A 22,469-nucleotide genomic window follows, 5' to 3' on the forward strand; every position below is an offset into this window, starting at 1 on the left:
CCGGCGCGGTCCCCCGCGACACCGAGTTCTTCCGCCGCGCCCGTACCGAACTCGACCTCGGGTCGGCACAGCTGGCGGCCTTCGGGGCCACCCGCAAGCCGGGAGCGCTGGTCTCCGTCGACCCTCAGGTGCGGGCGCTGCTGGCGGCGGAGACCCCCGTGGTGACCCTGGTGGCCAAGAGCCACCCGCGCCATGTGGAGCTCGCCCTGCGCACCACGCTCGCCGAGAACCTCGCCATGATCAGCAGTACGGTGCGGCACCTGGTGCACGCCGGGCGGCGGGTCTTCGTCGACGCCGAGCACTACTTCGACGGCTACCGGCTCAACCGCGAGTACGCCCTGGAGGTGGTGCGGACCGCCGCCGAGGCGGGCGCCGAGACGGTGGTGCTCTGCGACACCAACGGCGGCTCGCTGCCCGACGAGGTACGCGCCGTGGTGCTGGACACCCTCCAGTCCACCGGTGCCGCGCTGGGCATCCACTGCCACGACGACACCGGCTGCGCCGTCGCCAACACCCTGGCCGCCGTGGACGCCGGCGCCGACCATGTGCAGGGCACCGCGCACGGCTACGGCGAGCGCTGCGGCAACGCCAACCTCTTCACCGTCACCGCCAACCTGGTGCTCAAGCGCGGTATCGAGGCGGTCCCGGTGGAGCGGCTGCGCGAGGCCGCCGGCCTGGGCCGGGCGATCGGCGAGCTGACCGGGGTACCGGGCCACCCGGCCGCCCCGTACGTCGGCGCGACCGCCTTCGTGCACAAGGCCGGCCTGCACGCCTCGGCGCTGCGGGTCGACCCCGACCTCTACCAGCACACCAGGCCGGAGCTGGTCGGCAACGAGATGCGCACCCTGGTCTCGGACCTGGGCGGACGCTCCTCCATCGAGCTCAAGGCCCGCTCCCTCGGCTACCCGGTCACCGCCGGCTCCGACGAGGTGGCACGCACCGCCGCCCGGGTCAAGGAGCTGGAGAACCTCGGCTACGCCTTCGAGTCCGCCGACGCCTCCTTCGAACTGCTGCTGCGCGAGGAGCTGGCGGGCGGCAGCCTCGCCCAGCCCTTCGAGGTGGAGTCCTGGCGGGTGGGCGTGGACCGGCTGCCGCAGGGCGAGGTGCGCACCGAGGCCTCGGTGCGGCTGCGGGTGGACGGCATCCCGCTGATCGCCTCGGGCGAGGGCAACGGCCCGGTCAACGCCCTGGACCGGGCCCTGCACAAGGCGCTCGACCCGCGCTTCCCCGAGCTGGCCGGTCTGGAACTGGTGGACTACCAGGTCCGGGTGCTCAACGGCGAGGCCGGCAGCGAGGCCGCGGCCCGGGTGCTGATCTCCTACCGGCACGGCGGCCGCTGCTGGGCCACCGTCGGTGTCGACGAGAACATGGTCGCCGCCTCCTGGCGGGCCCTGCTGGACGCGGTCCACTACGTGCTGCTGGACCGGGACGGCATCGAGCGGCTGGCCCCCGTCGCCGCGGCGAGCTGAGCGGCGGCCCGGCCGGGGACGTCCCGGCGACCACGCCCCATCACTATCCATCCGGGAGTTGCTGTGCGAGTGGAGGACATCTTCATCCGGGGGACCGCGATACGCCTTCCCTCCTCACTGCTGGTCGCCGACGCCGTGGCGGCCGGCGCCTGCCCACCCCGGCTGGCGTCGGCCACGGACATGGTGTCGGTGGCCTGGTCGCCCGACCAGTCGGCCGCCGAGATGGCCGCCGACGCGGCCCGCACCGCGCTGGAGCGGGCCGGTTCCGCCCCCGAGGACCTCGATCTGATCCTGCACGCCGACACGTACCACCAGGGCCAGGACCTGTGGCCGGTCGCCTCGTACGTCCAGCGGGAGGCCGGCGGCGGCAGCTGCCCGGCGCTGGAGATCCGGCAGATGTCCAACGGCGGGCTGGCCGCGCTCGATCTCGCCGGCGCCTATCTCACCGCCGACCGCAACCGCTGCGACGCCCTGCTGACCACCGCGGACCGCTTCTGCGAGCCCGGCATCGACCGCTGGCGCACCGACCCGGGCACGCCGTACGCAGACGGCGCCACCGCGCTGGTGCTGTCGCGCCGTGGAGGCTTCGCCCGGCTGCGCTCGCTGGCGGTGCTCGCCGACGCCGACCTGGAGCCGATGCACCGCGGCCGGGAGCCGTTCAGCCCGGCGCCGTTCACCCACCGCATCCCGGTGGACTTCGAGGAGGCCAAGAAGGCGTTCATCGGCGAGGTGGGCATGTCGTTCGCCATCTCCCGGGCGCACAACGGCCAGCAGACGGTGCTCAAGCAGGCGCTGTCGGACGCCGACATGGAGCTCGCCGAGGCCGACTGGGTGCTGCTGCCGCACTTCGGGCGGCGTCGTCTGCAGGCCATCTACTACCAGCCGTTCGGCATCGACCCGGCGCGCACCACCTGGGACTGGAGCCGCACGGTGGGCCACCTGGGCGCCGGGGACCAGTTCGCCGGCCTGGACCGGCTGGCCGTGTCCGGGGCGGCCAAGCCCGGTGACCGCATCGTGCTGGTGGGCGTCGGGGCCGGCTACAGCTGGGGGGCCGCCGTGGTGGAGGTCCTGGAGCGGCCCGGCTGGGTCTGACCGCACCACCGCTCGAGTCCGGGCCGCCCGGCCGGGCCCGGCTGCACCACCGCTCAAGTCGATCTCAAGCGACAGCTGACACCGTGAAGCAGCCGCACCTGCGTGCGGCGTGAACCGAAGGGAAGGTTCGCCGTGGCCGCAACCACCGCGACAGACCAGGACGTGACGACGGGCGTCCGCGTCACCGAGCACTCCATCACCGTCTCGGCGCAGCCCGCCGATGTCTTCGCGCTGGTCGCCGAGGTGTCCGGGTGGCCGCAGCTCTTCGGCCCCACCGTCCATGTCGAGGTGCTGGAGGAGCGCCCGCTGGACGGCGGCCGCAGCGAGCAGCTGCTGCAGATCTGGGCGACCGCCGGCGAGCGGGCCCGTACCTGGACCTCCGCCCGCACCCTGGACCCGGGCGCCGGACGCATCCGCTTCCGCCAGGTGGTCTCCGCTCCCCCCGTGCAGTCCATGGGCGGCGAGTGGATCGTCGAGCAGGACGGCGACGGCACCCGGGTGACCCTGCTGCACGACTACCGCGCCATCGGCGACGACCCGGCCGCGGTGGAGCTGATCGAGCAGGCCGTGGACCGCAACAGCCGGGCCGAGCTGGCCGCCCTGAAGGCCGGGGCGGAACTGGGCGCCCAGCGGGGGGAGTTGCTGTTCACTTTCAGCGACTCCCAGCGGATCGACGGCTCGGCCGAGGACGTCTTCGCCTTCCTGGACCGCGCCGACCTGTGGCCCGAGCGGCTGCCGCACGTGGCCCGGCTGGAGCTGTCGGAGGACGAGCCCGGCATCCAGCACATGGACATGGACACCCGCAGCCCCGACGGCTCCACCCACAACACGGTCTCGGTCCGGGTGGTCTTCCACGACCGCCGCACCATCGTCTACAAGCAGACCCGGGTGCCCGCCGCGATGGCCGGGCACACCGGCCGCTGGGTGATCGAACCGGCCGGGGACGGCACCGGGATCGTCGCCACCTCCTGGCACACCGTCGTCCTCGACCCCGAGGGGGTCCGCCGGATGCTCGGCGAGGAGGCCACCCTGGAGGAGGCGCGGGCACTGGTCCGCAAGGCCCTGGGCACCAACAGTTCGACCACCTTGCGCCATGCCAAGGAGTTCGCGGAGGAAGCACATGCCGGGACGTGATCTCAACGGTCCGCTCACCGTGATCAACCGCTTCACCGTCAAGGACGACGTCGACACCTTCGAGCGGGAGTTCCGCGAGCACTGCCAGTTCCTGCGCCGGCAGGAGCAGTTCGACTTCCTGGTCACGGTGCAGCTGGTGGACCGGCCGCAGGTGTACGTGCACCTGGCGCACTGGCGGAGCCTGCACGGTTTTCTGCAGCTGGTGCACGAGGACGCCTTCCTCAAGCACGTCCAGCGGCTGGGCGCGATGGTGGAGGCCCACGCCGACCAGGCGGTCAGCGTCAACCGGGTGCTGCGGACCGAGGCCCTGCCCGGCTCGGCCAACGTGGTGCTGACCCACGCCCAGGTGGTCGGCGAGCACCGGGAGTTCGAGCGGCGCTTCCGCAACACCTCGGAGCACTTCGGCCAGCTCGGCGGCTTCGGCGGCAGCGATCTGCTGCGCTCCACCGTCAGCCCCACCGACTACCTCGGGCTCTCCTGGTGGTACGACTCCGAGTCCTGCGACCGGGCCCTGGTCAGCGACGGCTACCAGGAGCACCGGATCGGCATGGCCGGCACCGCGGACGTGGCCACCGAGCGCACCCGCCTCATCGCCTACGAGCGGGCGATCACCGGCTGAGCGGTCCGCTCCGGCGGGCGACGAGCCGAGGACCCCCCGGTCCTCGGCTCGTCCGCGTTCCGGGCCCGAGGGCGCTTCGAGCCCCCCGGCGCACCATGCAGTTAAGGCCACACATCCGTGCGGTTCCGGGCGCGGTCGAGTCCGCCTCCAGATCACGCTCCTACCGTCCGCGGAGACGAACAGGCCCGGCCTCAAGGGCGTGGTGGCACTGACGGCATGCGAGGGGGAGGCAGTGAACGGCTACCGCAACTTCTCAGAGCTCATCCTGGCCAAGGCGGCTGAGCTGCCTGGCAGGGAGGCACTGGTCCTGTTGCCCGAGCACGACGGGCGGGCACAGCCGCAGGCGGTCTCCTACCGTGCGCTGGACGCCGCCGCCAAACGGCTGGCGGGCTGGCTGCAGGACCGCGGAGCGGTGGGAGAGCGGGTTCTGGTGGTGCACGGCGACCGCAGGCTCTTCGCGGTCAGCTTCCTGGCCTGCCTGTACTCGGGCGCCATCGCCGTGCCCACGGCACCGCCCGGCGGACGCGGACACCATGCCGAGCGGATCGCGGGCATCGCCAGGGACGCGGCGCCCTGCCTGGCGCTGACCGACGCCGCGCTGGCGCCGGACCTGTCGCGGCTGCTGGCACGACACGGCTACGGCCAGATCCCCTGCCTGGCCGCCGACGTGGTCCCGCCGTCGGCGCCCTGGCAGCAGCCGGCGCTGACCGCCGACTCGGTGGCCTTCCTGCAGTACACCTCGGGTTCCACCAGGGAGCCCAGGGGCGTGGTGGTGACCCACGGCAATCTGCTGGCCAACCAGCAGGCCATCACCGAGGCCCTGGGCACCGGTCCGCAGTCGCGGTTCGGCGGCTGGCTGCCCTTCCACCACGACATGGGCCTGGTGGGCCAGTTGCTGCATCCGCTGTGGCACGGGGGCACCTCGGTGCTGCTGTCGCCGGAGGCCTTCGTACGGCGGCCGGTCCGCTGGCTGGAGGCGATCTCCCGACACGGCCTGACGGTCAGCGGCGCCCCCGACTTCGCGTACGAGCTCTGCGTCCACCGCGTCACGGACGAGCAGCTGGCGGGGCTGGACCTGTCCCGCTGGGAGCGGGCCGTCAGCGGCGGGGAGCCGGTGCGCGCGGAGACCTGGCGGGCGTTCGCCGAGCGGTTCGCCCCCGCGGGCCTGCGTCCCGGCGCGCTGACCGCCGCCTACGGCCTCGCCGAGGCGACCCTGCTGGTCAGCGGCGGAGCCGGGGAACCGCACGGGGCGGGCCGGGAGGTGGACAGCGCAGCGCTGCAGCGCCACGGCCTGCGCCCGGCGCGGCCCGGCCGCCCCGCCACCACCCTGGTGCCCGCCGGACGTGCGGTGGGCGCGGAGCTGCGGATCGTGGACCCGGAGACGCTGGCGGTGCGGCCCGACGGAGAGATCGGCGAGATCTGGGTCCGCGGCGGCAGTGTGGCGCACGGCTACTGGCGCCGGCCCGGGGAGTCCGTCCACACCTTCGGCGCCACCACGGAGGACGGGGAGAGCGGCTTTCTGCGCACCGGCGACCTGGGCGCGGTGCAGGACGGCGTGCTCCATGTCACCGGCCGGCTCAAGGACGTGATCGTGGTGGCCGGGCGCAACCTCTACCCGCAGGACCTGGAGCAGACCGTGCAGCGGGTCAGTGCGCTGTTCGGCTCCACCACCGCCTTCGCGGTGCCCGCCGGGCGCGAGCAGGTGGTCGTGGTCCAGGAGCTGCGGGCCAGAAGCCGGTACGACGTGGACCTGCCGGGTCTGGCCACCGCGGTGGAGAGCTGCCTCTCCCAGGAGTTCGAGCTCCAGGCCGGTGCGGTGCTGCTGGTCCGCCCGGGCACGGTACGCCGCACCACCAGCGGCAAGGTGGAGCGCTCGGCGATGCGCCGGCTGTTCCTGCGGGGCGAGCTGAAGCCACTCCACCAGAAGGTCAGGCCGGAGATACAGCGGATAATCGCCGGGAGCCGTCGATGACACCACAGGACCGGATCGACCGGTTGGAGCAGGACTTCGGTCCGCTCCTCTCCGACGAGAACCCGCTTGGCCAGCATGCGCTGCTCGCCGCCGACGCACGGGGCGAGGTGCTCAGCGAGGCCGAGCGGGTGCTCGACGCATACGGGCTGAACGCCGAGTTCGTGCCCCCCGAGTTCGGCGGCCGGCTGTCCCGGATGGATGTGCTGGGCCGGGTGCTCCGGCCCATCTTCCGCCGGGACGCCTCGCTGGGCTTCGGATACGGGCTGAACTGCTTCTTCGCCGCCGTCCCGGTGTGGACCGGCGGCAACCGCGCCCAGCGGGAGCAGGCCGCCAGGATGCTGCTGGAGGGCCGGCGGATCGCGGTGGTGCGCCATGAGGTGGCGCACGGGAACGCCTTCGTCCGCGACGAGTTCGAGGCGCGCCCGCACCCGGACGGGTTCGTGCTGGACGGCAGCAAGGCGGTGATCGCCAACGCCGCACGGGCGGCCGGGCTGGTGGTCTTCGCCCGCACCGGTGCCGAGGAGCGCGGCCGGGCGCACTCGGTGCTGCTGCTGGACCGGACGGAGCTGCCGCCCGACCGGGTGGAGGACCTGGAGCGCCACACCACCAACGGGATGCGCAGCACCGAGTTCGGCGGCCTGCGGGTGGTCGACTGCCCGGTGCCGCGGTCCGCGCTGGTGGGCGGGCTCGGGGACGGCTACGAGCTGTCGCTGCGGTCGTCCCTGGTGATCCGGGGGATGATCCCGTCGATCGTGCTGGCCGGTGGGGACACCGCGCTGCGCACCGTCGCCAGGTTCGCCGCCCGTCCCCGGTCCGACGGCCGCTCCTCGCTGGATGTGCAGCACGTCAGGGACGTCCTCACCGGCGCCTTCCTGGACCTGCTGGTGAGCGACTGCCTGGCGCTGGTCGCCACCCGGGCGCTGCATCTGATCCCCAAGCAGATGAGCGCCTATGCGGCGACCGCCGCCTATCTGGCGCCCAAGCTGGTGGCGGAGTCGATGGACGAGATGTCCGCGGTGCTCGGCCAGCAGAGCTTCGCGGAGGACGGCGCCTACGGGATGTTCCAGAAGCAGCTGAGGGACCTCCCGGTGACCTCGCTGGGCCACGCCGGCAGCGCGGGCCGCCAGGTGTCCATCCTGCCGCAGCTGCCGTTCTTCGCCCGGCACGCCTGGTTCGCCGACCCCGAGGCACCCGGGGAGCTGTTCCGGCTGCACACGGACCTGCCGCCGCTGGACCTGGCGGAGGCGGCTCTGCTGGGCGACGGGGATCCGCTGGCGGCCACCCTGGTGGCCTGCACGGATCTGCTGGAGGCCGCGGAGGAGACGGACGACGGCGACGCCGAGGGGGACGGCGGCTCCGCGCTGCGGTTCCTGGCCCGCGGCTTCACCGTCGAACTGGACGAACTGCGCAAGGTGTTCGTCGACATGGCGCCCGACGACCGCCGGGCGCTGGTCAGTCCGCACGCCTTCGGCCTGGCCGACCGCTACGCCCTGGTGCTGGCCGCGGCCGCCTGCCTGGGGGTGTGGCGTGAGCAGCGGGCGGAGGACGACCCGTTCCTGGCCGACCCCTCCTGGCCCACGGCGGCCCTCTACCGGCTCGGCCGCCGCCTGGGACTGGCCCTGCCGGACCGCCCCGCCTCCGCCGAGCAGCGGGTGCTCGCCGAGGTGCTGGCGCGACTGCACGGCCGTCGCAGTTACGACCTCTACGGCTCGGCGCTGGCCTGACGCGGGCCCTCCACCGCGCCCCGGCGGGCGCCCCGCACATCGACGAAGGAGCACAGCGATGAACACACCGAGCGAACCCGACTACCACGGCTGGCTGTCGGGGCGGCTGTCCCACTATGTGGGCCGGAAGGTGGCCGACGACATCCCCTTCACCGACCTCGGCCTGGACTCGGTCGCCGCGCTGAGCCTCTACGGGGACATCGAGGAGGAGTTCGGCCCGGTGATCGACCCCACCGACATCTGGGTCTACCCGACCGTGCAGGAGCTCTCCGCCTATCTGGAGCTGCGGGACATCCGGCTCGGCAGCGGGCAGCAGGTGCGGGCGGCGTTCGTCTTCACCGGGCAGGGTTCCCAGCACCCGGGGATGACCTCGGGGCTGTATCTGCACTCCACCGGCTACCGCCGCTACCTGGACGAGGCCGCCGAGGCGCTGCTGCCGTACACCGGCACCTCGGTGGTCGACCTGATCCTCAGCCGCGACCAGCGGATCCACCAGACCGCCTTCACCCAGCCGGCGCTGTTCGCCGTGGAGTACGCGCTGGCCCGGACGCTGGAGGAGGCCGGGGTGCAGCCGGTGGCGGTGCTGGGCCACGGCATCGGCGAGTTCGCGGCGGCGGCGATCGCCGGCTCGCTCAGCCTGGAGCACGCGGCCAAGCTGGTGGCGGTGCGCGGCGCCTTCATGCAGTACCTGCCGTCGGGCGGCGGGATGATGGCCACCTGCGCGGCGCCCTACGAGGCGGCCGAGCTGCTGGCCGACGAGCCGGGTGTGGCCATCGGTGCCATCAACGCCGCCCGGGCGACCGTGCTCTCCGGGGAGATCGGCGGGCTGGAGCGGATCCAGCACAAGCTGGAGGCCCGCGGGATCGCCTGCATGCAGCTGAAGGTGACCCATGCCTTCCACTCGCCGCTGATGGAGCCGATGCTGGCCAAGTTCGAGGCGGTGACCCGGCGTCTTCCGGGCGGCGCGCCGAGGCTGCCGTACTACTCCACCGTGCACGGCCGGCTGACCAACGAGCCGCTGTACGCGCCGTACTGGACCGCTCACGCCACCTCGCCGGTGCGGTTCGCCGAAGCGGCCCGGCAGCTGCTGGACCAGCAGGCGCTGACCCATGTGGTGGAGATCGGGCCGCGGGTGGTGCTCACCCCGTTCATCCGGCGGATGGGCGGCACCCAGGGGCCGAGCTGCCTGGCCATGTGCCGCGGTCCGGAGACCAACGCGGTGTACCTGGCGGGCGTGCTCTCCGCACTGGACGCGGGGCCGCTGGCCCACCCCCTGGTGAGGGCCTGAGATGACGGGGTCCGCCGAACAGCTTCCACCGCTGCGCACCGCGCTGGACCCCGGGGGGCCGTGGGACGCGGTGCGGGAGGACCTGGCCGCGTCGGGTTCGGCCCTGGTGTACTGCACGCTCGGGGCGTGGGCGGGGCAGCTGGCCGAGCCGCCGCGGTTCCGTCCGGTGCTGGGCCGGGACTGGCTGCGCTACCAGTCGCTGTCCCATCCGCGTGCCCAGGAGCGCTTCCTGGCGTCCCGGCTGCTGCTGCGGCAGGCCGCGGCGGCCGCCATCGAGACCGGGCCGGAGCTGGTGGACCTGGCGTACCAGCCCGGCGGCCGGCCCTATGTGCGCGGCTGCGACCAGATCGACATCAGTCTGAGCCACACCGAGGAGGTGGTGGTGGTCGGGGTGACCCGGCGGGGCCGGATCGGGGTGGACGTCGAGCTGGCGGACCGCCGGATGGCGGGCACCGGCTCGGAGACGCAGGGTTTCACCAGGTACGAGCTGGACCGGGTGGACCAGGCGGACTGCAGTCTGCGCAATGACACCCTGGTACGGCTGTGGACGCTGAAGGAGGCGTACAGCAAGGCGCTGGGGCAGGGGCTGCGGTTCCGCTTCACCGAGTTCGGCTTCGCGCTCGACGGGGACGAGGCGCGGCTGGTGCAGCCCGGCGGGGAGCCGGTCCGCGGCGGCTCCGCCTGGACCTTCGGCACGTTCAGCCTGGAACAGCGCTATGTGGTGAGCGTCGCGGTGCATGACGCGGGGTTCGGCGACAGCGTGGACCTGTCGGTGGGGACGGCCCTGGACGAGGGTCTGCTGGACGCCCTGCTGCGTGCCTCGGACCGCTTCTGACGCTCCGTCACGGAATCCAGCCCGCCTCCTCGGCGATCCGGACGGCGTCGATCCGGTTGCGGGCGTTGAGCTTGGTGACGATGGCGGTGAGGTAGTTCTGCACGGTACCCTTTGACAGGTACAGGCAAGCCGCTATCTCGGCGGCGTCGGCACCCCGGGCGGCGATCCTCAGCACCTCGAGCTCCCGGGGGGACAGCGGGTTGGGCGGGCAGTCCCAGGCGGAGAGCGCCAGCTGCGGGTCGACCACCCGCTGCCCCTGGGCGACCGCACGCACCGCCTGGGCCAGCCGGTCCGGCGGCGCGTCCTTGAGCAGGAAGCCCGACACCTGGGCCGCCATGGCGCGGCGCAGTGTGCCGGGTCTGCCCAGGCTGGTGAGGATCAGCGTGCGGCACGCGGGGAGCCTGTCGTGCAGGCTCGCCGCGGCGGTGAGGCCGTCGATGCCCGGGAGGTCGACGTCGATCACCGCGACGTCGGGTCTGGACTCCAGGGCGGTTCTGACGATCAGATCGCCCCGGTCCACCGAGGCGACCACCTCGAAGTCGGGCTCCAGCTCCAGCAGCGCCACCAGTGCGCCGCGGATCATGTGGACGTCCTCGGCGAGCAGGATCCTCACGGACAGCATTGACCCCCCTTGTCCCGACGTTGCCCGGTTGGTGAGCCTAGACCCTTCAGGCCACGGACCGTACGCAGCCTTCTCCCGCACCCTCCGAGGCCGGCGCGGGGTTCTTGGGGCGCATGGGCACCTCCGCCACCAGCTCGAAGCGCCCACCCGGCCGCACTCCCGCGGTCACCCGGCCGCCGATGGCGCCGAGCCGGGTCTGCAGGTTGCCGATCCCGCTTCCGCTGTGCGGGGAGGTGTCCGGCCGCTCGTCGGTCACCCCGTCGTTGACCATGGTGAGCAGGACCGTTTCTTCCTCGGTGACCGACGCACTGATGGTGCACACCTGCACCTTGCTGTGCCGCAGCAGGTTGGTGACCCCCTCACGCAGCGCCGTCGCCAGCACGGTGTCGACCAGCGGATGGAGCCGTCCGCAGTCGATGGCGACCTCCGCCTGGATGTCGGCCGCCTTCAGGGTGCCCGCCACCGACTCCGCCTCCTCGGCCAGCGACATGTCCCGGTAGCCGCTGGCCACCAGCCGGACGTCGGCGAGCGCCTGCCGGGACACCTCCAGCACCTCGGTGGTCTCCTCCCGTGCGCGGTCCGGCCGCACCCCGATCAGCCGGCGGATCAGCTCCGTCTTCAGCGTGATCGCCGAGAGGCTGTAGCCCAGCAGGTCGTGCAGGTCCCGGGCGAACCGCAGCCGCTCCTGGAGGACCGCCGCCCGGGCCAGCTCACCACGGGAGGAGTGCACCTCCGCGACCAGGTCGGCCAGCCGGGTCAGCCCGTAGATGATGAAACCGGTCAGCATCGTGGACTGGACGACGTACACGATGTCGAAGACCGAGGGCTCCAGCAGGATGCCGAACCCCAGAGAGCTCAGCGAGACCAGCCCGAAGGCGCCCCACCCCGCCCGCTTGGGCAGCAGCAGCAGGGTCGAACCCGCCAGGCAGCCCAGCATGCCTCCCCAGACCTCGCCGAAGACCGCGGCCGGCCCGTAGGTGAGGGCCGCCTGCAGAGCCAGCGAGGCGGCCCTGCGCCATAACGACCACCCGCGGATCCGCGACGAGGAGTTGACCACCTGCACGGCGAAGACGGCCAGGATGCAGAGCACGAAGGCGGCCAGCCGCAGGCCCCGTGCCCCCGCGATCGTCACATTGGTGATCGCCAGCGCGCCGAAGCACAGCAACGCGAAGATCGTCATCGTCCTGGCGATACGGGGGGCGGGCAGGTCCTGCGTCGCCAGCGGCACCGTCCCGCCCTGGGCGGCACGCTCGGAGCAGGGCGGCGGATCCCGGAAAGGGGCTCCGGACTCGCGGTCGGTGTGCATGCCGCTGACCTCTGTCCCGTTCAAGGTCCCCCCACTCCAGGGCCACTGGGTCAAGCCGGATCGTAGCGCGCGGGACTTGACGCAGCCACAGTGAGAGACCCGTTCCCCTGTTAACCATCCGTTTCATACGAAGAGCGGGATGGGATTGAGATCTTCGAAAGCCGTCGGTCTGGCGATCCTGCCCAGTCGAACAGGCGTCTCAAACAGCCTGCCGGGACCAAATCTCGCCCAGAAGTGCCGCATTCCCGGGACGATCACCCTGACCACCGGAAGCTCGATATCCGGCCGGGTCTGATCAAGGACCAGCAGTTCCATTCCCCGGGCGCGGACCATTCTTTCCGCGGCCGCGATGTCCTCCCTGAGGTCGGTCCTGGCCCGGTAGCCGTAGTCGGCCGGACAGCGGGCCGACTCACCGGGATCCGCCGTCAGGTACGGCTGGTTCCGGACGGTCGCACCGGTCCACCAGGACATCAGCTCCGGATCGCGCAGCCGGTAACCGGAGCCGTCCGCCCGGGATTCGCAGACCGCCGGAAGCAGCTGCCCCATTTCGGTGAGCGCCCTGCGCAGGGCGATCCGGGGGTCGAAGTGCGCACCGAAGCCGAAGGCCAGGTCCTCGGCCGCCTTGTCCGTCCGGCGGGACACCGCGGCCATCACGGGGATGCCGAAATCCGACGAGAGATCGACCGCCCACACCTCCCGGTTCATCCCCGCGTAGACGGTACGCAGCCGGGTAATCCAGGGCTCGTCGAATGCGTCGAGGTCCACGGCGGGATGCCGGGTGCGGTTGTACCACCAGAGCGCGACCGCGTCGCGTTCAACTACTTCCAGGAATCCCTGGACGATCGCGTCCTCCAGACTGCTTCCGGCCGCGTTGCCGTTGGAGTCCGCCCACGGCCCGAGCGGGTCCTCGCCGTAGTAGAGCATCGAGGTGGGGAGCAGCCGGTGGGTGCCGGCGGTGAGCGACCAGACCGGCGTCCAGTCCACCGGCCGGTCCGGGTCGAAGGGCGCCGGCACCTGGTGGAACGCCGAGTGGGTGGCGTTCCAGCGCTCCCGGGCGCGGAACTGCCGCTCGTCGAAGAGCTGGCAGTCGTTGGGGTGCAGCGCCTGGGACCCGAGCCCGCGCAGGGTGTCCCGCACCACGGGCTCATCGCCCTGCCGGGTGGCGCAGTAGCGCTCCGCGGCCTCGCACAGTGCCCCCACCTCCGCCTCCAGCGGGGTGGTCCCCTTGCCGCCGCTGCTGCTGCGCAGCCCGCTGCGGAGCCCGGCGAGGGTACGCGGCTCCATCGCCAGATTGCGTCCCGACACATAGCAGTTGACGCCGTCGGGCAGCCGGTTGTCGGGACGTACCGCGTCCACGATCCCGGTGACGGGACTCACCAGGTGGCGGTAGCGGCGCAGCATCTGCTCGGGCGTCAGCGCCCGGTCGCCGCTCTCGGTGCCGGGCACCTTCGGCCGGGAGACCGGCTCGACCGGTGCCAGCACCCTGGCCGCCGACAGGCCGGGGTCGCCGCAGTCGCCGCACTGGGGCCGGCGCCGCACGCTGTGGTGACGGGTCTTCATGGCCAGGGTGTCCATGATGCAGATCCCGTCCTCGCCCATGTCCCGCACCCCGGCCAGCCAGCGCGCCGACGCCAGGACGGCCGCCTGCAGCCCCATGGCGCGGCTCGCCGCGAGTGAGGCCTCCGGCCGCGGGACCGGGCCGGTGATGCCGAGCGCCCGCTGGAGCGGCACCTCGGAGCGCCGCTGGCCGCGCAGCCGGTGCGCCAGGCAGGACCAACAGGCCCCGCCCGGCTGGAAGACCGGCCCGATCCAGGGCTGCGCACCGCCGGGCTTGGCCAGCAGCCAGGGGCGCCCGGCCGACCGCAGTCCGGCGTCGATCGCCCGCAGCCGCGGGTCGAGATAGTCGTCGCAGAGGACCAGGGTGAGCGCCGCGGGAGCGGTGTCCGAGGGGTCCCGTACGGCGAGGCCGGACGCCGAGCAGACCCGTCGGGCCTGCTCGGCGTCGATCCGTCCGGTCGCCACCACCGCGACCGGCAGCCGGCCGAGGGCGGCCTCCGCCTCGCCGCCGTCCACTCCGGCCAGCTCCCAGTACGCCTGGGCGGCGTCGTCCACCGCGGGCACGCGGTACCCGACCAGGTTGGCCCTGGCCAGGTCCGCGATCAGCCGGCCGGCCGCGGCGGCGGGCACCTGCGGCTCCGCCTCCGCGAGCAGTCGCTCCAGGGTGCGGGTCCCGTCGAGCAGCGGGGCGAGCTTCTCGACGTACCTGCCCTGGATGGCGGTGACACCCTGGGCGGAGAGCAGGTACGTCGCCTCGCCCGGGACGACTTCGAGGCGCAGATGGGGCTTGAAGCCCAGCGGCCGGCCGGCCCGCTCCGCCTCCGGTCTCATCGTGCCTGGAGGGCCGGCGTGGTGATGGTGAAGCTGCTGCGGGCCTCCAGCAGGAGGTCGTTGCCGGGGTCGAGGTCCTCGATGAGCAGCAGGGAGTCGTCGTCGGCGCCCAGGTACAGCGGCTCGGCGGCGGTCAGGCCGAACTCGGCCAGCACCGACACCGGGTCGTTGGCGTAGCGCTGGGCCAGTTCGGGCTCCAGGCCGGTGCGGGCCGAGAGCTCGGCGAAGCGGCGGGCCTCGTCAGCCCGGAGAGCGAGCACGGACGGATCTGCCATGGTCTGCATGGTGTGTTCCCCCAGAAGGTCGGATGCCTTGTCGAACGTCGTGCTGCGGCTCGTTTCCTGACCAGGAGTGTGGGGACTGGGACCGTTCGGCGCCCAGTGTGGGACTCATGCGCGCGGCATGACATTTTCACGATCCGCCTCATGAGCGGCTCACTGGGCAGTCAAGAGGTGTGGTGCCAGGCTCGACCCCATGCTTCGACAAGCGCCGGCGGCCGGATGACCGACGGATGAGGCTGAGGGGAGAGCACCATGGAGATCAAGGTTCTCGGGCCGCTGACCGCTCATGAACACGGCGTGTCGATCGTGCCGAGTGCGGCCAAGCCGCGGCAGATACTCGCCCTGCTCGCGCTGCAGGCCGATCATGTGGTCACGGTACCGACACTGATGGAGGAGATCTGGGGGGCCGACGTCCCCCGCAGTGCGGCGACCACCCTGCAGACGTACATCCTCCAGCTCCGGCGCAAGATCGCCGCCGCTCTGGACGGCGATCCCACCCGTGACGCCAAGGACGTGCTGATCACCCAGCACGGCGGCTATCTGCTCCAGGTGCAGCCCGGACAGATCGACGTCCAGGAGTTCGAGCAGCTGGCCGCCTCCGGCCGGGCCGCCTACGACGCCCGGGACTACCGCGCGGCCTCCGAACTGCTCGGCAGCGCACTCGCCCTGTGGCAGGGGCCCGCCCTGGTGGACGTCAGGGCCGGCAGCGTGCTGGAGCTGGAGGTGCTGCGGATGGACGAGGACCGGATGGCCACCCTGGAACGCCGGATCGACGCCGACCTGCGGCTGGGCCGGCACAACGAGGTCGTCCCCGAACTGCGGGTGCTGGCCGCCCGCCACCCGATGCACGAGAACTTCTGCGCCCAGCTGATGCTGGCCACCCACCGGTCCGGCGGCGCCTGGCGCGCGCTGGAGGCGTACCAGCGGCTGCGCGGCACCCTGGTGCACGAGCTCGGCCTGGAGCCCTCGCCCAAGCTGCAGCGGCTGCACCACGCGGTCCTCTCCGGTGACCCGGCGCTGGACCTGAAGCCCTCCGCCGTCAACTGACCCGCGGGACCGCCGCGACCGCTCCGGCGTCCGCCCGCGGCTCCCCCCGGCGCCCGACCGCGCAACGCCTCCAGGGGCGCGGGGAACCGCGCGACCACTCCCCCTCCGCGGAGGGCCGGCCGCGCGCGGTTCCCCGCGCCCCTGGACCGTGGCGGGCGCCCCCTGGCACCTGGGTTCGTCCGGCGACTGCCGGCCCAGGGCCGCACGGGACCACCCGTGCGGCGACCTCCCCACAGCGTTCCACGGGGACCCGAGCGTCCGTCGAGAGCCGGGTCGAACCATGACGGCACCGGCAGCAGGGGTACGCCACAAGCGGCGCCCTGCCCGGCGCGGTCGGCCCGGGGCGGGGAGGAACAGACCCTGAACCGCCCCGGCCGCCGGATCCGATCCAGCAGCGGCCCCGACCGAAGGGAACCACAGTGGCCCGCACAGTTCCGACCGGCAGGAGCCCTCAGCGGCACCCGGCCCCGGCGAAGGCGAGGTAACGGCGATGCGCAGAGTCGTCATCACCGGTCTGGGCGTCGTGGCGCCGGGCGGCGTGGGTGTCAAGAACTACTGGGAGCTGCTCACCGCGGGCCGTTCGGCGACGCGGACCATCTCGTTCTTCGACGCCTCGCCGTTCCGCTCCCAGGTCGCCGCCGAGTGCGACTTCGACCCCAAGGCCGCAGGCCTGTCCCCCCAGGAGATCCGCCGGCTCGACCGGGCCGCCCAGTTCGCGGTGGTCTCCACCCGCGAGGCGGTCGCCGACAGCGGCCTGGACCTCTCCGCCCTCGACCCCGGCCGGGTCGGCACCTCCCTGGGCAGCGCCGTCGGCTGCACGACCAGCCTGGAGCGCGAGTACGTCGTGGTCAGCGACGGCGGCCGGAAGTGGAACGTCGACCACGAGTACGCCGTGCCCGAGCTCTACCGGCACTTCGTCCCCAGCTCCATGGCGGCCGAGGTCGGCTTCGCCGCCGGTGCCGAGGGCCCCGCCGCAGTGGTCTCCACCGGCTGCACCTCCGGGCTGGACTCGCTCGGCCACGCCGTGGAGCTGATCCGCGAGGGCACCGCCGACGTGATGATCGCCGGCGCCACCGAGGCGCCGATCTCCCCCATCACCTCGGCCTGCTTCGACGCCATCCACGCCACCACCCCCCGCAACGACGACCCCGAGCACGCCTGCCGCCCCTTCGACCGGACCCGCAGCGGCCTGGTGCTGGGCGAGGGCGCGGCGATCCTGGTCCTGGAGGAGCTGGAGGCGGCCCGGGCCCGCGGGGCGCACATCTACGCGGAGATCGCCGGCTTCGCCGCGCGCTGCAACGCGTACCACATGACCGGCCTCAAGCCCGACGGCCGGGAGATGTCCCAGGCCATCGACGCCGCACTGGACGAGGCCCGGCTCGACCCCACGTCCATCGACTACATCAACGCCCACGGCTCCGGCACCAAGATGAACGACCGCCACGAGACCGGGGCCTTCAAGAAGAGCCTGGGCGCCCACGCCTACGAGACCCCGGTCAGCTCCATCAAGTCGATGATCGGCCACTCGCTGGGCGCCATCGGCTCCCTGGAGATCGCCGCCTGCGCCCTGGCGATGGAGCACGGCGTGCTGCCGCCCACCGCCAATCTGCACGAGCCCGACCCGGAACTCGACCTGGACTACATCCCGCTGGTCGCCCGTGAGAAGCAGACCGACACCGTGCTCAGCGTCGGCAGCGGCTTCGGCGGCTTCCAGAGCGCGATGGTGCTGGCCAGGCCGGAGAGGAGCCTGTCATGAGCCCCACCACGGTGGTGACCGGCCTGGGGGTCGCGGCTCCCAACGGCCTGGGCACCGAGGAGTACTGGAAGGCGACCCTGGCCGGGCAGTCCGGCCTCGGCCGGATCACCCGCTTCGACGCCTCCCAGTACCCCTCCACCGTCGCCGGGGAGGTCCCCGGCTTCGTCGCCGAGGAGCACATCCCCAGCCGGCTGATGCCGCAGACCGACCACATGACCCGGCTGGCGCTGGCCGCCGCCGAGTGGGCCATCAAGGACGCCGCCGTCGTCCCCGACCAGCTGCCGGAGTACGGCATGGGCGTGGTCACCGCGGCCTCCGGGGGCGCCGTCGAGTTCGGCCAGCGAGAGCTGCAGAACCTGTGGAGCCAGGGCAAGGAGTACGTCAGCGCGTACCAGTCCTTCGCCTGGTTCTACGCGGTGAACACCGGTCAGATCTCCATCCGGCACAAGATGCGCGGCCCCAGCGGGGTGCTGCTCACCGAGCAGGCCGGCGGCATCGACTCGCTCGGCCACGCCCGGCGGCACATCCGCAAGGGCGTCCCGCTGGTGGTCTCCGGCGGCGTCGACGCCGCCGTCTGCCCCTGGGGCTGGGTGCCGCAGATCGCCTCCGGCCTGCTCAGCACCGAGCCCGACCCCACCCGCGCCTTTCTGCCGTTCTCCGCCGAGGCGAGCGGCTACGTCCCCGGCGAGGGCGGCGCGATCCTGGTCGTCGAGGACGCCGACTCGGCCCGCACCCGCGGCGCGGCCCAGATCTACGGCGAGATCGCCGGCTACGCCGCCACCCTCGACCCTGCCCCCGGCTCCGGCCGTCCGCCCGGGCTGCGCCGCGCCGCGGAGAACGCCCTGGCCGACGCCGGACTCACCCCCGCCGACATCGACGTGGTCTTCGCCGACGCCGCCGGGACCCCGGCCCTGGACCGCGCCGAGGCCCAGGCCATCGAGGGCGTCTTCGGCGCCCGCGCCGTCCCGGTGACCGCCCCCAAGAGCATGACCGGGCGGCTGCTGGCCGGCGGCTCCGCCCTCGATGTGGCGACCGCGCTGCTGGCGCTGCGCGACGGTGTCATCCCGCCGACCGCCCCGGTGACCGCCGCGGCCCCCGAGTACTCCATCGACCTGGTCACCGAGGCCAGGGATGCGCAGCTGCGCACCGCCCTGGTGCTCACCCGCGGCCACGGCGGCTTCAACGCCGCCCTGGTCGTCCGCCGCAGTGCCTGACCCTTTCCCACCTTCCGCGCCCCATCCCAGAGAGGACCAGCCATGCCCATCACCACCGAAGTGACCCTCGCCGACCTGACCCGGATGCTGCGCGAGAGCGCCGGCGAGGAGGAGGGCGTCGACCTGGACGGCGACGTCATCGACACGCCCTTCATCGACCTCGGCTACGACTCGCTGGCCCTGCTCCAGGTCATCGGGCAGATCCAGCGCGAGTACGGCCTGGTCATCCCGGACGACGCGGTCGTGGACGCGGAGACCCCCCGCGCCCTGCTGGCCCTCATCAACACCGCCTCCTGACCCGGCCGGCCGCCCCACCACCAGGCGGGGCGGCCGACGGCACCGACCCCGGTCCGCGGCGCCACCGCGGAACCACGGACGACCCCGCACAGACCCGGGCCCGCGGGCCACGGGAGCTCTGCACACCCAGGGGCGCGGGGAACCGCGCGAGAAGCCCGGCGCCGTCACGGCGGGCCGACCGCGCGGTTCCCCGCGCCCCTGGAGCTTGGCGGCTGGGCCCGGGCCCCCTGTCCGCGATCCTTCGTACCCGACCCCGCAAGGAGAGCACGGATGTCGCTCACAGCCCACACCGCGGTGACCCGCCGCCTTACGGTCGAGGCGGGCTCGGGCCGGCTGCGCAGAACCGCCGCCGACGTCCCCGGGCCGCTGCTGGAGTCGCTCGGGCACCACCGCCCCGACCGTCTGCCCGCCCGCACGGTGCTGTACGTCGGCGGCTTCGAACCCTCCGGGACACCGCCGCAGGACCACCGCGGGCTGCCGGTCCGCACCCTGGCCACCCCCGGCCAGGCCCTGCGGCTCGCCCACCGCGAACTCCAGGAGAAGACCACCGACCTGGCACTGCTGGCCACTCTCGACGACCCCATCACCGGCACCGTCACCGTCCAGGTGCTGCGCCGCGCGGCGGAGGCCGTCGCCGAGGGCCCCGTGGTCGGCGTCCTGGACCTGGCCGGGCTCGGCCCCTGGCCCAGCTCCCCGCTGGACCCGGAGCACTCGGTGGTGCTGCGCCCGCTGCGCCACGGCGGCCCGGTCAGCGACCCCGACCGGCACCGGCTGCTGGTGTGGTCCGGCCGTGACGAACCCGGCGAGCGGCAGGTCCGGCAGGAACTGCGCACCCTGCTGGAGGACATGCAGCCGCAGGGCTTCCCCGCCCTGCCCACCGCGGTCCCGTACGGACGGGCCTTCGGCCCGGTGCGGGCCGCCGCCGTCACCACCGCACGGCAGGCCCCCGCCGCCGTCGAGGCGGCCAGGGCGACCACCACCGGCCGGCCCCGCCCGGTCGCGCTGCTCTTCCCCGGCCAGGGCTCCCAGCACAGTGCGATGGCCGCCGGGCTCTACGGGCACGAGCCGGTCTTCACCGCCGCCGTGGACGCCGTACTGGACCTCTTCGGCGACGAGGGCCCGGCGGTGCGGGCCGACTGGCTCGGCGACCGCCCCGTGATCCCGATCGACGACGTCCGCCGCGCCCAGCCGCTGCTCTTCGCGGTCGACTACGCACTCGGCCGGATGGTGCTCAGCTGGGGCGTGCGCCCGGCGGCGCTGCTGGGCCACAGCGCCGGGGAGCTGGTCGCGGCGACCCTCGCCGGGGTGGTGTCGCTGCCCGACGCGGTCGCCATGATGCGGGAGCGGGTGCGGCACGCGGTGAAGATTCCGGCGGGCGGAATGCTCGCGGTCGCCGCCTCCGAGTCGGCGCTGCGGCCCTACCTCTTCGGCGACGTGGCCGTCGCCGCGGTCAACGCCAACCAGCAGACCATGCTGGCCGGTCCCACCGGGCCGCTGGCCGAGGTGGCCGCCGCGCTGCGCGCCGACGGACACACCGTGGTCGCCGTACCGGCCACCAGCCCCTTCCACTGCCCGGCGATGGCCCCCGCCTCCGACGCCGTCGAGATCGCCTACCGGGGCCTGCGGTTCAGCGAGCCGGAGCTGCCGTTCTACTCCGGCTACACCGGTGAACTGATGGGGCCCGAGGAGGCGCTGAGCCCCCGCTACTGGGCCCGCCAGCTCACCGACACCGTCTGGTTCGCCCCCGCCCTGGAGCAGTTGCTCGCCGCGGACGACGTGCTGCTGGTGGAGGCCGGCCCCCGGCAGACCCTCACCGCCTTCGCCCGCCGCCACCGCGCCGTACGGCTGGGCTCCAGCGCCGCCGTGGCCCTGCTGCCGGCCAAGCCCGGCACTCCGGAGGACGACCGGCGCAGCGTGCTCGGCGCCGCCGCCCGGATCTGGACCGAGGGCCACGACCTGGACCAGCAGGCACTCTCCCGGCTCTGGACCTGGACGGCCGAGCCCGCCGCCGAGTCCGCCAGAGCGCTCACCCCGGCGGCCCTGTCATGACACTGCGCCGACTGCTGCGCCGCCTCGGCGAGGGGGTGATCGCGGCCGGCTGCCTGTGGGTGTACGTCCCCCCGGTGGAGGACGAGTGGCAGCCGGCCGGGCCCCCGCCCCGCCATCCGGAGCGGCTGCGCCCCGATCTGCCGCTGAGCGAGATCGAGCTGCTGCTCGAACGGTCGCTGACCGCCCCCGGACGGCGGTCCTGACCCGGGATGCGGCGAAGGGACGGCCCTGACGCGCCCCGCCTGTCGGTGGTGCCTGCGACGATGCCGGGGCCGATCCCCCTCCGACCCTGCGAGGCCCCCGTGCCGAAGTCCCCCCGCGAACGCGACGACCTGCCGTATGCGGACCATCTGGTGACGTTCGAGGGGGAGCTGGGCGCCGACGAGTACCACGACACCCTGCTCTTCGACGGCCTGGACGTCGAGCAGCCGTCGGCCGGTGGGGCCCGGTTCACCGAGTGCGCCTTCTCCTCGGTCACCTTCACCGGGGGCCGGCTGCGGCGGGCCCGGTTCAACGACGTCTGGCTGCACACCGTCCGCTGGGTGGGCACCGATCTGTCCCACAGCACCTGGCTGGACGCCGAGGTGGTCGCCGGGATGCTGGCCGGTCTGGAGGTCTACGACGCCGAGCTGCGGCGGGTCGCCTTCCACAACTGCAAGCTGGACTCGGTCAATCTGCGCGGCGCCCAGCTGCGGGAGGTGTCGTTCACCGACTGCCTGCTGCGCGACGTGGACTTCGGCGGGGCCCGGCTCACCGAGGTGTCCTTCCCCGGCTCGGCTCTGGAGGAGGTGCGGTTCGACCGGGCCACCCTCAGCAGGGTCGATCTGCGGGACGCCACCACGCTGGGGATCGCCGGAGGGCTGGACTCACTGCGCGGTGCGACGGTCTCCTCGCTGCAGCTGCTGGAACTCGCCCCGCTGCTCGCGGCCTCGCTGGGGATCACGGTGCGGGACCGCTGATCGGCCGCGGAGCCGGGCACCGTCGCTGAAGGAGGGCCGGGGCGACACGCCCCGGCCCTGCTCCCTCCCGTCCCCGACACAGGGACAGGTGACCGGGGTCAGGGATGCGCGGCCGGGTCCAGCGGTGCGGTGCCGGTGGCCGCGCCCGGGGGCGCGATCGGCACATGGCGCGGTGCCACCCCTGGCGCCGCTCTGAGAGCGCTCTCATTTCGGTCCTGCGAGAGCATGCGTCGCACCTGCTTTCCGGTGGTGACCGAGCCCGCCCGCCGCGGATTCGGCCGACCCGCGCCCCGAGTCCACCGCGCCCTGTTTTTACAGGGCGTGGAGGAAGGGGGTCAATCCCCGTGCACGGAACAGCCCGGCGGATCCGACGCGACCGCCGCTCCTCCCGCACCCGTACGCCCCACCCCCCTCAGC

At 73.3% G+C, this 22,469-nt stretch carries 19 protein-coding genes; 15 read left to right on the top strand and 4 right to left on the bottom strand.

Going from position 1 to position 22,469, the window contains the following annotated elements; translation table 11 throughout:
- From cimA to AOK09_RS14145, 8 genes are all read left to right on the top strand, one after another.
- Window positions 1-1,469 (top strand): citramalate synthase (gene cimA / locus AOK09_RS14110; RefSeq protein ID WP_055587527.1); only part of this gene is annotated, 1,469 nt, incomplete at its 5' end.
- A 63-nt stretch (window positions 1,470-1,532) separates the two neighbouring features.
- Window positions 1,533-2,561, top strand: a complete 1,029-nt coding sequence (locus tag AOK09_RS14115; protein WP_055587528.1) for a ketoacyl-ACP synthase III family protein — start codon at window positions 1,533-1,535, stop codon at window positions 2,559-2,561.
- Between the two features lie 132 nt (window positions 2,562-2,693).
- Window positions 2,694-3,695, top strand: coding sequence for an aromatase/cyclase (locus tag AOK09_RS14120; RefSeq protein WP_322973173.1), 1,002 nt, complete (start codon window positions 2,694-2,696; stop codon window positions 3,693-3,695).
- Window positions 3,682-4,314: an antibiotic biosynthesis monooxygenase family protein gene (locus tag AOK09_RS14125; RefSeq protein WP_055587529.1), complete on the top strand. Its 633-nt coding sequence runs from the start codon at window positions 3,682-3,684 to the stop codon at window positions 4,312-4,314. Before AOK09_RS14120 ends, AOK09_RS14125 begins: the two co-directional genes overlap by 14 nt.
- A 199-nt stretch (window positions 4,315-4,513) precedes the next feature.
- Entirely contained in the window at window positions 4,514-6,286 is a 1,773-nt protein-coding gene (locus tag AOK09_RS14130) for a fatty acyl-AMP ligase (RefSeq protein ID WP_265736722.1), read from the top strand.
- Complete coding sequence (locus AOK09_RS14135) at window positions 6,283-8,010, top strand: acyl-CoA dehydrogenase family protein (protein WP_055587531.1); 1,728 nt, start codon at window positions 6,283-6,285, stop codon at window positions 8,008-8,010. Before AOK09_RS14130 ends, AOK09_RS14135 begins: the two co-directional genes overlap by 4 nt.
- Window positions 8,011-8,068: 58 nt before the next feature.
- Window positions 8,069-9,298: an acyltransferase domain-containing protein gene (locus AOK09_RS14140; RefSeq protein ID WP_055587532.1), complete on the top strand. Its 1,230-nt coding sequence runs from the start codon at window positions 8,069-8,071 to the stop codon at window positions 9,296-9,298.
- Window position 9,299: 1 nt separating this feature from the next.
- Window positions 9,300-10,133, top strand: coding sequence for a 4'-phosphopantetheinyl transferase family protein (locus AOK09_RS14145; RefSeq protein ID WP_055587533.1), 834 nt, complete (start codon window positions 9,300-9,302; stop codon window positions 10,131-10,133).
- A 7-nt stretch (window positions 10,134-10,140) separates the two neighbouring features.
- Here AOK09_RS14145 and AOK09_RS14150 read toward each other — a convergent pair whose 3' ends face one another.
- The 4 genes from AOK09_RS14150 to AOK09_RS14165 form a co-directional block, all read right to left on the bottom strand.
- Window positions 10,141-10,755: a response regulator transcription factor gene (locus AOK09_RS14150; protein ID WP_055587534.1), complete on the bottom strand. Its 615-nt coding sequence runs from the start codon at window positions 10,753-10,755 to the stop codon at window positions 10,141-10,143.
- Between the two features lie 46 nt (window positions 10,756-10,801).
- The gene (locus AOK09_RS14155; RefSeq protein ID WP_079063049.1) at window positions 10,802-12,061 is read right to left on the bottom strand and encodes a sensor histidine kinase; all 1,260 of its coding nucleotides are present in this window, start codon (window positions 12,059-12,061) and stop codon (window positions 10,802-10,804) included.
- A gap of 123 nt (window positions 12,062-12,184) precedes the next feature.
- Window positions 12,185-14,449 carry a TOMM precursor leader peptide-binding protein gene (locus AOK09_RS14160; RefSeq protein WP_055587535.1) on the bottom strand — a complete coding sequence of 755 codons (2,265 nt, stop codon included), beginning with the start codon at window positions 14,447-14,449 and terminating at the stop codon, window positions 12,185-12,187.
- Window positions 14,446-14,724, bottom strand: coding sequence for a hypothetical protein (locus AOK09_RS14165; RefSeq protein ID WP_157875895.1), 279 nt, complete (start codon window positions 14,722-14,724; stop codon window positions 14,446-14,448). Before AOK09_RS14165 ends, AOK09_RS14160 begins: the two co-directional genes overlap by 4 nt.
- A 258-nt stretch (window positions 14,725-14,982) precedes the next feature.
- Between AOK09_RS14165 and AOK09_RS14170 the strand changes: the two genes are divergently transcribed.
- The 7 genes from AOK09_RS14170 (at window position 14,983) to AOK09_RS14200 (ending at window position 22,052) form a co-directional block, all read left to right on the top strand.
- The gene (locus tag AOK09_RS14170; RefSeq protein ID WP_055587537.1) at window positions 14,983-15,777 is read left to right on the top strand and encodes an AfsR/SARP family transcriptional regulator; all 795 of its coding nucleotides are present in this window, start codon (window positions 14,983-14,985) and stop codon (window positions 15,775-15,777) included.
- Between the two features lie 490 nt (window positions 15,778-16,267).
- Complete coding sequence (locus AOK09_RS14175) at window positions 16,268-17,533, top strand: beta-ketoacyl-[acyl-carrier-protein] synthase family protein (RefSeq protein WP_055587538.1); 1,266 nt, start codon at window positions 16,268-16,270, stop codon at window positions 17,531-17,533.
- Window positions 17,530-18,747: a ketosynthase chain-length factor gene (locus AOK09_RS14180; protein ID WP_055587539.1), complete on the top strand. Its 1,218-nt coding sequence runs from the start codon at window positions 17,530-17,532 to the stop codon at window positions 18,745-18,747. The genes AOK09_RS14175 and AOK09_RS14180 overlap by 4 nt, the downstream gene beginning before the upstream one ends.
- A 42-nt stretch (window positions 18,748-18,789) precedes the next feature.
- Window positions 18,790-19,044, top strand: a complete 255-nt coding sequence (locus AOK09_RS14185) for an acyl carrier protein (protein ID WP_055587540.1) — start codon at window positions 18,790-18,792, stop codon at window positions 19,042-19,044.
- A gap of 270 nt (window positions 19,045-19,314) precedes the next feature.
- A complete protein-coding gene (locus AOK09_RS43175) occupies window positions 19,315-21,093 on the top strand; it encodes an acyltransferase domain-containing protein (protein ID WP_063795950.1) in 1,779 nt (592 codons plus the stop codon).
- Window positions 21,090-21,296: a DUF6059 family protein gene (locus AOK09_RS14195; RefSeq protein WP_055587541.1), complete on the top strand. Its 207-nt coding sequence runs from the start codon at window positions 21,090-21,092 to the stop codon at window positions 21,294-21,296. The genes AOK09_RS43175 and AOK09_RS14195 overlap by 4 nt, the downstream gene beginning before the upstream one ends.
- 99 nt (window positions 21,297-21,395) lie before the next feature.
- Entirely contained in the window at window positions 21,396-22,052 is a 657-nt protein-coding gene (locus AOK09_RS14200) for a pentapeptide repeat-containing protein (RefSeq protein WP_245687284.1), read from the top strand.
- Window positions 22,053-22,469 lie beyond the last annotated feature (417 nt).

Source organism: Peterkaempfera griseoplana, from assembly GCF_001418575.1.
In the GTDB taxonomy this organism is placed as follows: Bacteria; Actinomycetota; Actinomycetes; order Streptomycetales; family Streptomycetaceae; genus Peterkaempfera; species Peterkaempfera griseoplana.